Origin of the sequence: Dyella sp., from assembly GCF_035508675.1 — a bacterium.
Lineage (GTDB): Bacteria > Pseudomonadota > Gammaproteobacteria > Xanthomonadales > Rhodanobacteraceae > Dyella_B.
In genome coordinates, this window is the sequence record NZ_DATJMN010000274.1 from 1 (window position 1) to 11328 (window position 11328).

General features: G+C 61.8%; 8 protein-coding genes. 4 read left to right on the forward strand and 4 right to left on the reverse strand.

Features of this window, described 5'->3' with window-relative positions; genetic code table 11:
* The first annotated feature begins 65 nt into the window (after positions 1-65).
* Positions 66-992 (forward strand): hypothetical protein, encoded by a 927-nt coding sequence (locus VMA74_RS14310; protein WP_325368091.1) that lies wholly within the window; start codon positions 66-68, stop codon positions 990-992.
* The gene (locus VMA74_RS14315; protein WP_325368093.1) at positions 985-1515 is read left to right on the forward strand and encodes a GTPase; all 531 of its coding nucleotides are present in this window, start codon (positions 985-987) and stop codon (positions 1513-1515) included. The genes VMA74_RS14310 and VMA74_RS14315 overlap by 8 nt, the downstream gene beginning before the upstream one ends.
* A gap of 96 nt (positions 1516-1611) precedes the next feature.
* Here VMA74_RS14315 and VMA74_RS14320 read toward each other — a convergent pair whose 3' ends face one another.
* Positions 1612-2661 (reverse strand): AraC family transcriptional regulator, encoded by a 1050-nt coding sequence (locus tag VMA74_RS14320; RefSeq protein ID WP_325368095.1) that lies wholly within the window; start codon positions 2659-2661, stop codon positions 1612-1614.
* Positions 2662-3884: 1223 nt separating this feature from the next.
* On the opposite strand from VMA74_RS14320, the gene VMA74_RS14325 reads away from it, so the two are divergent.
* Both VMA74_RS14325 and VMA74_RS14330 read left to right on the forward strand, forming a co-directional pair.
* Positions 3885-5711: a S53 family peptidase gene (locus VMA74_RS14325; protein ID WP_325368097.1), complete on the forward strand. Its 1827-nt coding sequence runs from the start codon at positions 3885-3887 to the stop codon at positions 5709-5711.
* Between the two features lie 172 nt (positions 5712-5883).
* The gene (locus VMA74_RS14330) at positions 5884-7101 is read left to right on the forward strand and encodes an SGNH/GDSL hydrolase family protein (RefSeq protein WP_325368099.1); all 1218 of its coding nucleotides are present in this window, start codon (positions 5884-5886) and stop codon (positions 7099-7101) included.
* Between the two features lie 492 nt (positions 7102-7593).
* Here the strand turns inward: VMA74_RS14330 and VMA74_RS14335 are convergent, their stop codons facing one another.
* The 3 genes from VMA74_RS14335 to VMA74_RS14345 form a co-directional block, all read right to left on the reverse strand.
* Positions 7594-8856, reverse strand: coding sequence for a GGDEF domain-containing protein (locus VMA74_RS14335; RefSeq protein WP_325368101.1), 1263 nt, complete (start codon positions 8854-8856; stop codon positions 7594-7596).
* A gap of 907 nt (positions 8857-9763) precedes the next feature.
* Positions 9764-10822 carry a hypothetical protein gene (locus VMA74_RS14340; RefSeq protein ID WP_325368103.1) on the reverse strand — a complete coding sequence of 353 codons (1059 nt, stop codon included), beginning with the start codon at positions 10820-10822 and terminating at the stop codon, positions 9764-9766.
* A gap of 204 nt (positions 10823-11026) precedes the next feature.
* The coding region (locus VMA74_RS14345) for a hypothetical protein (RefSeq protein WP_325368105.1) at positions 11027-11328 on the reverse strand (302 nt) is incomplete at its 5' end.

The window sequence follows — 11328 nt, forward strand, 5'->3', positions numbered from 1 at the left end:
TCGAGAAGACGCTGGATTTTTCCTGACGGCCACGCGCCGGTCGGTTTATGACGGAGGAAAAGCTCATGCACATCACGCTCGGCACCGCCGGCCTCTCCGAAGAGCTGGCCTTGCGCTTGTCGCTGGCTTGCGGCCTGCTGGCCGCATCGCAGATCCATGTGGAGCTGCAGGACTGGCGCGGCGGCGAAAGCGACATGCTGATCGTCGACATCGACAGCGGCCACGGCCGACTCGCCTATGAAGTGGCCACGCGGCGTGATCTGCCGGTGATGGTGTTTCCGCGCAGCGGGGACACCATTACCCCGTACACCTGCAAGCTCGACCGCGATGCGCCGGCCGCGGCCATTGCGCGCGCGCTGCAAGAAAAATTGCAGCCTTCCTCAGAACCGACCTGCGACGACGTGCAAGGCCTGCTCGGCATCTGCATCCGCGAAGCCGGCTGCAGCCAGGACCTGCTGGTGAAGCGCGGCCATATCGCGATGATCCTGCGGCATGCGGCGGGCCGCCTTCTCACGCGTTCGGTCAGCGACCTGCCGGCGGCGGAAACGCGCCTGCTGGAAAATACCTGGCTGTGCATGGCGCGCCCGGCGAACGATCCGTATGCAAGCGAATGGCTGGTCTCGCGCAGCCTGGAGAGTTTCCTGATCAACGCCTGCATGAAGCATCAGGCCAACCTGCCCTCGCTGGGCGGCAAGCAATACCGGCTCGCTCGCTGGCCCGATCTGGGCGGCGTGACGGAGAACGAAGAAGCGTTGCGCCTTTCCGCGCTATTGCAGCGTTGTGCCTGGTCGGCGGATGCCTTGGCGCAATCCACCGGTATCGCCACCACGCACATCAACGCCTTCTTGTGGGCGACGCTTGCCAGCGGCGCGCTCGCCTGCGCCGACACCGCGGCATCCGAGACGCAGCAAGTGGCGCTGCCCACCGCCTCGTCCCTCATTCAACGCGTGGCACGGCACTTCGGCCTGAAGTTGAGTTATTCGCATGCTTGATGCAGAAAAGACCATCAAACTCCTGTTCGCCGGCCCCGTCGGCTCCGGCAAGACCGCGGCGATTCGCGCCATTTCCGATACACCGCCGGTGTCATCGGAGGTGCCATGGACAGATGCCGTTGCCGGTGACAAGGCCACGACCACGGTTGCTCTGGACTACAGCACCATCCAGCTCAGCCCCGGCGAGATCTTGCACGTGTATGGACTGCCGGGCCAGGAATACCTGGATTTCATGGGCGCGATCGTCGGGCCCGGCGCACTCGGCGCGGTGCTGCTGCTGGATGCTTCGTCGCAAACGCTTGCGCAGGATTGCCACACCGGCGTGGAGCAATTGGCGCGCATCGATCCTGCGCTCAAGTTCGTGATCGGCATCAGCAAGAGCGACATCACCCCCAGCTTTTCGATGGAAACAATGTACGCGCTTGCCCGCCGCATGAGTCTGTTCGTGCCGATTTTTTGTATCGATCCGCGCGATCCGGCGCAGGTGCGGCAGTTGGTTCGCGCGTTGCTGTATGTGCTGTGACGTAAATCGGGAATCGTAAATCGGGAATCGTGAAGAGCGGTCCTGTGCATCTGTCGGTACCGCTCTTACGATTGACGATTGACGATTGACGGCGCCTCAAGCCACCTGCTGCGCCGCCGCCATCCCGCGCTCCAGCTTGTACGGCAACTTCGCCCGATACTGGCTCGGCGACTCGCCCGTCCAGCGCCGGAACGCACGCGTCAGATTCGCGGCATCCGAATACCCGCGGCGATTGGCGATTTCGTCGATGGTCATGGTGGTGTTCAACACATCACGCAGCACTTCCTGCTTGCGCGCCTCGTCCACCAGCTGGCGGAAGTTGAAGCCGAGGTGGCGCAGCTTGCGCTTCAGGGTGCGGCTGGACATGCACAGGGCTTGCGCCACATCTTCCATGCCCAGGTAGGTGCCGTCTTCCAGCGGCAGCAGGCCCTTGATGCGCGCGATCAGGCAGTTGTTCTGCCCGAGCGAGATGCGCTCGCGCTCGCAATGCTGCTTCACCTGGCTCAGCACCAGGCTATGCGCCGTGGGCAGCGGCAGATCGAGGTAGGTGCTGGGCATGCGCACCTGGCATAGCCCGGTGGCGAAGCGCACCTTCGGCAAGCGGTCGGCATAGGCGGCGGCGTAGGACGGCTCCTCGTCCTTGAACCACATTTCCACCTCCGGCAGTTCCTGCTGCGTCAGCTGCGCGGCGAGGCGCGCGGTCATGGTGGCCAGGCGCTCCAGCCCGAAGTCGCGCATCAGCGCACCGGGCGCCAGGTCCTGGATGTTCAGTTCGGCCAGTCCGTCATGTTCGTGCATGTAAATGCAGAACGAGCTGGTGCGCACATCCAGGTAGCCCGTCCACAGGCGCAGGGCGTCGCGCAGGGTGCGGCAGCTCATCAGCCCCAGTCCCAGGATGCCGTGCCAGGTCAGCGTGCTGCGCAGGCCGAGTTCGAAACCGAGACCCTCGTTGCCGGTCAGGCGTACCGCGTTTCCGCTCAGGGCTGCATCTTGCTGCGTCGTGAGACGCAGATCGCCCTCCAGCTGGGCCGAGCCGATGCCGGTGTCGGCCAGGGCCTCCTCCATGCCGATGTTCCACTGCTCCAACAGCTCAAGCAGCCCCATCGCATATTCCGCCGAGATATCGCCCCGGTACCACTCGTTCATGATCCAACCCTCGCAAGTTCAATGGCCGGGGGCCGGACGACCCAGTTTCGGCCTGTCACCCTCGGCAGCGGGGTGGATCATCGGGACGGGTGTCATGTCACGCATGCGGTTTGTCTATGCGGACTATGCGTTTGCGATGACAAGCTTTTGAATCAATGGGTTAGGCGCGGCAAAACCGGACAGGCCAAGGGCAGTGAAGGCAGCCGAGACGGTCCGAAATGTGGCCTGTCATGCCTGGTGATGCGCGGTGATGGGTTTGTCCGGGCGTGTCAGGGGCATGAGCTGACGGGACAAGCATGGCTCACCAAGATTCATCGGCCGGCGAAATACACATAAGTATGTATATGCACCGCACAACGGCCCATCCGCACAGCAATCTGTCCCGCCCGGCCCTGCGCGTCGGCCCGACCGACCCCTACACTTTCGCTCCACCCAATCATCTCCCTGCATCCGTTCCGTCCTGGGGTTTCGCGGACTACATGGCGGGACCGCAGCGAGTTCCCGACTCTGAACACGTTGATGTGGCTTTCTCCCTGCAGAGTCTCCGGTTGGACTGGCGGGGCCGGCAGAGTGCGTTGTTTGACTTTGCCGGCCCCGTTTTTATCCCGCTGCCGCAGCTACCGCGTGCTGGCTCGTACCACGAAAGGGCTGGGTCTGTTTGCCCCCATACCGCGTCATCGTTCCGTCGTGTAGCGACGTACACCTCCTTCGCTCTTCCTTGCCTGGCGGGCAAACAGCTCCCAGCGCGAGCTACGCCAATAGGGTAAACAGGCCCCAGCGACGTACACGATGGGCTTTGTTGACGACACGCATAAATCACGCACATCGCGACTATCCCCCGTTTTCGCACATGGTCCTCAAGTGACGGTGCTTGCACGAAGGCTTCGTCATCACACGCTCAGTCAGAAGACGACACTTTTCGGTCATGAGATGGCCAAACGTTTTCACTTGTGATGATCATCACGCGCACGGCACATTGCTCACGGTTGCAGAAGTAACTTAAGTTGCCGTGGTCTGTCGTCGGGGGACGGCAGATCGGCTCCATTCGTTTCGCCGTTCGCATTCGTCCTGAATATTCCGCAAGGTCCGTTCCGGCGAGCATGCGTGGAGCATGCAATCGCTACACAGCTGCATACCCTCATCAAGCAACGCATCTCTATCCACATGGGGCATGACGACCTCAGGGAGGTCGCTTGTCTCTTCACATTGCGGGGAATTTTGTGATGAAGAAAAGCTGTAATTCGCACGGCCGCAAACTGCTGCTGCCGCTGGCACTCGCCATGTGCATGGCCGCACACGCCCAGGAGGCACGCGTCGCCACACGCACGTCGGCGACGCTGCAGGACACCGGCAGCCATGCCTTTGCCTTGGCCACGACGCACCACCCCATCATCGACGCCGCGCTGGTTGCGCCGATGGATGCAAGCAAGACCATGCATGTGTCGGTGAGCTTGAACCTGCGCAACGTCGACGAACTGGAGAGCTTTCTCACCGGCATCAATGATTCGCACAGCCCGCTCTATCAGCAGTTCCTGACGCCGGCACAATTCAAGGCCAAGTACGCGCCCACGGACGATCAAGTGAAAGCCGTCGTGGCGCATCTGACAGCGGCAGGGTTTCATGATGTGGAAGTGTCATCGAACAACATGCTGGTGTCGGCCGAAGGTACGGCGGCAGCGGTCAATGCCGCCTTCCATGCCGACATGAAAACCTTCGCATTCAAGAACAAGCAGCACTATGCCAACAGCGCCGACGTCACCGTGCCGGCTTCGTTGGATGGCATCGTGGATGCGGTGCTGGGCCTGCAGGATTACGCCAAGCCCCACGTCATGTCGTATCACCCCTCGGCACTCGCCACGACGGCCGCCAGCGCTGGCGAGGTCGCGCACAACCCGACCGATTTTGCCGCCATCTATGACGCGGGCAGCACGCCCAGCGCCTCCAAGACGGTGGTGGGCATCATCACTTGGGGCGATCTTAGCCAGACCATCAGCGACCTCAACGCCTTCACCAAGGCCAACCATCTGCCCACGGTGAACACGCGCGTGGCGCCAGGCAGCGCCGGCAAGCTGGTTTCCGATGGCGATCCGTCCGAATGGGACCTCGACAGCCAGAGCATCATCGGCATTTCCGGCGGCGTGAAGCAATTGGTGTTCTATACCGCAGTCAACGGCGACGCCAACGACGATGGCCTGACCAACGCCACGCTGACCGCGGCCTACAACAAGGCCGTTACCGAGAACGTAGCCAAAGTGATCAACGTATCGCTGGGCGAGGATGAAACGGCGGCGCACACCGAAGGCGCGCAGGCTGCCGACGACAAGGTGTTCGCACAGGCGATGGCGCAGGGCCAGACCTTCTCGATCGCGTCCGGCGATGCGGGCGTGTACCAGTGGTCTGCGGATCCGACCGAAGGTGAGCCGGGTTATGTCGTCAACAGCGCCGGTACCGTGCAAATCGATCTCTCGCATTACTCGGTCAGCGAGCCGGCCACCTCGCCCTATGTGATTGCCGTGGGCGGTACCGCGCTCCAGACGGTAGGCGCCAAGACCTGGGCCGGTGAAACCGTGTGGAACGAAGGGCTTGCCGAAGTGGACCCGACCAACGGTGACTTCAATGGACGCTTGTGGGCCACCGGTGGCGGCGTCAGCCTGTTTGAAGCGGCGCCGTCCTGGCAGACGCACGTGTTCGGCGCATCGGCTACCAAGCGGCAATTGCCGGACCTGGCTTTCGATGCCGCCTACAACAGCGGCGCCATGATCTACGTCAATGGGACGCCGGAACAGATCGGTGGCACCAGCCTGGCGTCGCCCTTGTTCGTGGGCGTATGGGCACGCATGGAATCGGCGCATGGCAACACACTCGGCATGCCGGCACAGAACATGTACATCCATTTCAACAAGCATAAGGCGCCGCTGCACGACGTGGTCTCCGGCAACAACGGCTACGATGGCCACGGCTACAACGCGAAGGCCGGTTACGACAACGTATCGGGCTGGGGTAGTTTGAACATCAGCACCTTCAACAGCTATATCACCAAGTATTGGTGATATAGGCGCTTCGCTGCCATGCGCACGCCCGCTCTCCGGAGCGGGCATTTCCGCACCGCAACAAGCAATGGCCGCAAGCGCGCCTGATAAATTTTGTAATACCCGATCGCGACTAAGTTAATCGGGCTTTTGCTATACGTCGCGCTTCCAAAACAAACGCGGGAGCAGCGGCATGCGTGATCGGCTTTTAAAACGGGTTTTGAGCGGCGCGATATGCGGATTCATCGCCACGGCGATGGCGGGCACGGGCCACCACGCCTGGGTCGATACCTGGTCCGCCGTGCCGGACACCGCCGGCCCCGTGGTGAACGCGCAAACCGTGCGGCAGATCGTGCGCGTCAGCGTCGGCGGTTCGCAAGTACGCATCCGGCTTTCCAACCTGTTCGGCAACGTGCCCATCACCCTGGGCCCCGTCCACATCGCGCTGCATGCCAGCGGCGCGGACACCGTGCCCGGCAGCGATCACGTGCTGCTGTTCAACGGCAAGCCCACGGTCACCATCGCCAAGGGCGAAAGCGTGTTGAGCGATCCGGTGAAGATGGACGTGAAGCCGCTGCAGGAGCTGGCCGTAAGCCTGTATGCGCCGCCCGACGCGCCATACCACGCGTCGACCACGCACAACGTGGGCCAGGCCACGGCCTATCTCACCGAAAGCGGCGATGCCACCGCCGCCACGCACTTCCCGCAGGGCGAAACAAGCGGCGCGCGTTTCTTCCTCACCGACGTGGAAGTCAGCGGCCCCGCCGCCACCGCCACCGTCGTCGCCTTCGGCGATTCGATCACCGATGGCGTCGGCTCCACCCAGGATGCCAACATGCGCTGGCCCGACGACTTGGCCGAACGCCTGCAGGCGGATCCCAAGCTCTCCTCCATCGGCGTGGCGAACGCCGGTATCGCCGGCAATCACATCCTGCACGACGGCATGGGCCCCAGCGCGCTGTCGCGCTTTGACCGGGATGCGCTGGACAAGCCTGGCGTGCGCTGGATCGTGCTGCTGGAAGGTATCAACGATATCGGCGGCTCGGGCTATGCATGGGCGGCCAAGGACAAGATCTCCGCGCAGCAGCTTATCGACGGCATGAAAACCCTGATTGCCCGCGCGCATGCCAGGCACGTGAAAATCTACGGCGCCACCTTGACGCCGTATGGCGGCAGCGGCTGGCCGTATCACAGCGTTGCCGGTGAAAAGACGCGCGAGGAAGTGAACGAGTGGATCCGCCACGGCGGCGCCTTCGACGGCGTGGTGGATTTCGACCAGGTCATCCGCGATTCGTCCGCACCGCAAAAAATGCTGCCGGCTTACGACAGCGGCGATCACCTGCATCCAAACAGCGCGGGTTACAAGGCGATGGCGCAGGCGGTGGATTTGAAGTGGTTCGGAACGCCGTAACCCACCCAGTGGTGTGCGCGTAGGTTGGGGTTCGGCTGCGCGACTTGATACTCGCCACGATGCACTCCCTCCCCTGCGGCAGTAGGGGAGGGTTGGGGTGGGGTTGCTCGGGCTTTAGCGTACAGCTGAATTTGCTGCGGAAATGCATGGAAACATGTTCGGCTCCCGCCGCTCGCTGCGCTCGCACCCCACCCTAGCCCCAATGCTCCGAACTTAAGGGCCATCTATCGCCGGGAACTCTAATTCGTCATTCCGGCGAACGCCGGAATCCAGTTTAAATATATCGTGCGAAGCACACGAAGCCTTTATGTCGTGTGCTTCGCACGTCATTCTTCACTGGATTCCGGCGTTCGCCGGAATGCCGGGCTTGGATTTCTGGCGGCTGAAACATCCTTAAGTTCGGAGCATGGACCCTAGCCCTCCCCTACTTCGCAGGGGAGGGGACGCATCCTGGCGAGTGCGAGATACACGCTTAAGTTATTGCCCTTGCGCTTAGCCCGCCTGCACCGCGCAGCCGCCATTGCGCTTGGCCACGTACATCCGCTCGTCCGCGCGAATGCACAGCCCGTGCGGTGTTTGCGCATCGTCCGGAAATATCGCCAGGCCGATGCTCGCGCCGATCTGCATGGTATGGCCGTCGATCGACAGTGGCGTATCCAGCAATTGCCGCAGCGCGCTGGCAACGTCGGCGGCTTCCTTGCGTGTGATCGGCCCTTCCAGCACGACCGAAAATTCGTCGCCACCGGTACGCGCCAGCGTGTCGATGCGCCGCAGCCGTCCGCTGAACAGGCGCGCGACCTGCTGCAACACGGCGTCGCCGACGTGATGGCCTAGCGTATCGTTCACCTGCTTGAAGCCATCCAGGTCAATGGCCAGCATGGCCATGCATGCCTGGTGTTGACGTGCGCGTTCGATGGCACCGCTGATGCGGTCCTGGAACAGGCGGCGGTTCGGCAGGCCGGTCAAGGCATCGTGCTGCGCGAGATGCTGATTGCGTTTCAGCTGACCCTCCAGCAACAGCAGGATCATGCCCACGGCCACCAGGTACTTGGGCAGGTTCCAGACCTCCGGGCCGACCTCGACCTTCGGCCAGAACAGGTCGAACACCATGCCGACAGGAAACACCAGCGACCAGGCCAGCAGGCCGAGCGCCGTGACCACGAAGCCGCCTGTCTTGCGTTGCTTGGAAAAGCTGAATTGCAGGCAGCAAATGAAATAAGCCACGAACAGCGGCAGCACATTCATCAAGTCGGCGCCGTGCGGAGAAAACTGCCAGCGCAGCAAAGCCATCGCCAGCGCCGCATTGAGCCCCACGGTGATCCACCGGGTGGAGGGTCGTTCCGCCTGCGGCGCCATCGCGACAATGGCCAACGGCACCAGTGCGAACAGGCTGGCCGCCACCACCAGGAGACCGCTGGGCGGCACGGGTAGCGACGCCAACGCCAAGTAAAAGGTGTAGACGGCCGACACGGCCCAGAACAACAGGCGGCTTTCCCGTTGGCGGGGCCGCGGATCCATCGACCAACAGAACAACGCTGCACACCACACCAGCGCCGCGGTGCCGACAATGTCGGCAAGCACACCGCGCCACCCCGGCAGATCGAGGAACGAATAGGCGGCGAAATGCACTTCGACGCAGATCCAGCCGGCCAGCCAAAGCCGCGTCATCGCGTTGCCAGCGGGACGCGACACCGTCACAAAGGCATAGATCAGCAGTCCAACCGCCAGCAGATCAGGAACTTCTCTCCAGGACATTCGCTTGCCCCACGTCAGTGGGAAAACCTCATATGAAATCGATCGTGCTGCGATATGGGTTATGCGACGTCCTTATCCCCTCGATCATCAAAGCGCCAACCACTCCCCATGCATGGCCGGGCAGCCTTGGCCGTCTTGGAGAAGCCCGCGAATGCAGTGCCGGCCATGCGACATGCCCATGGCGTGGACCAGCATCGCGGGATAAACAAAAACCGCCGTGCTTGAAACCTGCCAGGGAATCGGCCGCCGCCGGCATATCTTTAATGCCCGAAGACATCCGCACTGCCATCGCCGGCCGCGCTGCCCGCTTGCGCCAAGTGTGTTGAACGCGACCCACGTGCGCCTCCCCCCCCTCTCGTTGGCTCTATTAATCAGCGCTTTGTCCTGCGACGCAACAGGTGGAAAGCCTTGCGCTAGTCAAACCGGTTCAAGCCGATTATTGCCACGCAACGTGACAAATCGCCCGCCGCCTTTCGTTCATGCACTTATTTCGTCACAAACTCTTTTTTAGATCGTGGCAAATTCCGCTCGGCAGCACTTTGCGCTGCTTATGACTTACGCTGCTTTTCACTATCGGTGCAGGGCACCCGATCGTTGCGGCGAAATCGTCGGCACGATTTTCACGGTACAGCTTCGCCACCGATCGGGATGGCTTTTTCGAAACGCCAAGGCGGAGGGGAAAAACGCACGCCTCCGCGCACCGGCAGTAGCTGCCCTAATACGCCGAACACACGGCTCAATATCTATAAGAACGGGCGCACGTACCTGGCGAGCTTGAACTTCAAGCTTTGACCAACCGCTCGGAATCGCAGGCTCTGCCGAAACGTCGACGGCACAAGTGGTCCACATATGGGAAAAGCCGAGGGGTTTCCCCCTCGGCTTCTCTTTCGAACGCACGCTTTGCCGCTCAGTTCGACTCGGTGAACTGAATATACGGCGACGAACCGCTCACCGCGCTGCAGCTGCCCAGGTTCAAGTTGTTGCTCTCGCCCGTGCTGCCATCATCGGCCACGCAAGTCGGCGCGCTGGTGGAACCATAGGTGCCGGCCACCCTCACCGTGATCGACGAGCCGCTGTTGAACTCGGCTTCCGAACCACCGGCGTTACCCACCACATTGAACTCCGACTGGTGCCACACGCTGGCCAGGTCCACCACGCTGTCCTTGCCGCTCGCGCTATAGGCCTTGCCCGAGTAGGTCACGGTGATGGTGTCGTTGCCGCCCGAAACCGCTGCCCCCGTAACGCTGAGGCTGGCAAGCGACGTAGCCGGCACATCCGGCACGCTCACATAGGAGCTGTTCCGGTAGCAGTCACCGCTGCCATCGCTACCCCAGCCGCTCGGGCAACGGCTGCTGCCATAGCCGATCAACCAGTACTGCATGAAGCCAGCGGCTTCGCCCTGGGTTTCATAGTCCGGCGCGTAGACGAACTGCTGCCACACGGTGCAACCGGAGTGGCTCTTGCAGGCCGCCGTGGTGGAGGTGAACTGCGAATTGATCTGCAGCGAGTATTCGTTCGCCCCGAGAATGCCGCCACCGCCATATGATGCAACGCCCACGCCCTGCTCGGACGTCACGCCCGTTACCGTCGGGAAGCTGCCGACCGTCTTGCTGATCAGGTCCGAACCCGGCGCCTGCATCACATAGTCGTCGCCGTTGCCGGCCGTTTGCGGCTGCAGATGCATTTGCCTCACCCTGGCCGGCAAGGTGTGTACGCGCGGCGTCAACTGCTTGCACGCCACCTGTTGCCAGAGGATGCTGGGATAATCCGCTTCAAAGCAGCCTTCCGAAGGTGTGGCGATTTGCGCCATGTTTTCACGCCACGCCTGACGCGCGAGCGCTTCGATCGGACCCACCTGCTGGTCGGTCTGCCCCAGAACATTGTCAGGCTGCGCCGCAAAAGCTGCGGGAACACAGGCAGCGCTGATAAGACCAGCCAAAAGTACGTACTTGAACTTTGCTTGCATTTTTGATTCTCCCCAGAAACAAAAGTGGCAATCGGTTTCGACTCCGGACCATCCGCGAGCCGAGGCACTACTCACAGCGACCGCATCCATGCAGACAACAAGCCTCATGATCAAAGAGGCCAAAACTCATCGACGTAGAGCGCAGTCGCATCGCCATACATCCCCACAAATCAAAACGCAGCTTCGCGCCCATTCCCTACCTGCCTAGCGCGATTTTTTTTCATTCGCCGAATTTTCGGCACAGCGAAGCGCCGCGACCGCGTTGCGTTCAACGCAGCCAAAAAATGAATACGGTGATGATTCCCCCAACGACCCTAAAGGCGCATTCGCATTGCGTCTCCCCACCTCATTTGCATGCTTCGCACCCACCCCGAAGAGTACGAGCCATTTGGTCAGCGCTGCGAGAATGCAGAGCGATATGTGTAGGAAACGTGATACGCAAAAGCTTGCGCCATCCGGCAAGCACCACTGACGCCGACACACAATGTCTACCTTTTCGAACCGTT

What these genes read in the sequence shown, in the direction of transcription:
- VMA74_RS14310 (WP_325368091.1), top strand. Translation starts at nt 66, where the DNA reads ATGCACATCACGCTCGGCACCGCCGGCCTCTCCGAAGAGCTGGCCTTG.
- VMA74_RS14315 (WP_325368093.1), top strand. Translation starts at nt 985, where the DNA reads ATGCTTGATGCAGAAAAGACCATCAAACTCCTGTTCGCCGGCCCCGTC.
- VMA74_RS14320 (WP_325368095.1), bottom strand. Translation starts at nt 2,661, where the DNA reads ATGAACGAGTGGTACCGGGGCGATATCTCGGCGGAATATGCGATGGGG.
- VMA74_RS14325 (WP_325368097.1), top strand. Translation starts at nt 3,885, where the DNA reads ATGAAGAAAAGCTGTAATTCGCACGGCCGCAAACTGCTGCTGCCGCTG.
- VMA74_RS14330 (WP_325368099.1), top strand. Translation starts at nt 5,884, where the DNA reads ATGCGTGATCGGCTTTTAAAACGGGTTTTGAGCGGCGCGATATGCGGA.
- VMA74_RS14335 (WP_325368101.1), bottom strand. Translation starts at nt 8,856, where the DNA reads ATGTCCTGGAGAGAAGTTCCTGATCTGCTGGCGGTTGGACTGCTGATC.
- VMA74_RS14340 (WP_325368103.1), bottom strand. Translation starts at nt 10,822, where the DNA reads ATGCAAGCAAAGTTCAAGTACGTACTTTTGGCTGGTCTTATCAGCGCT.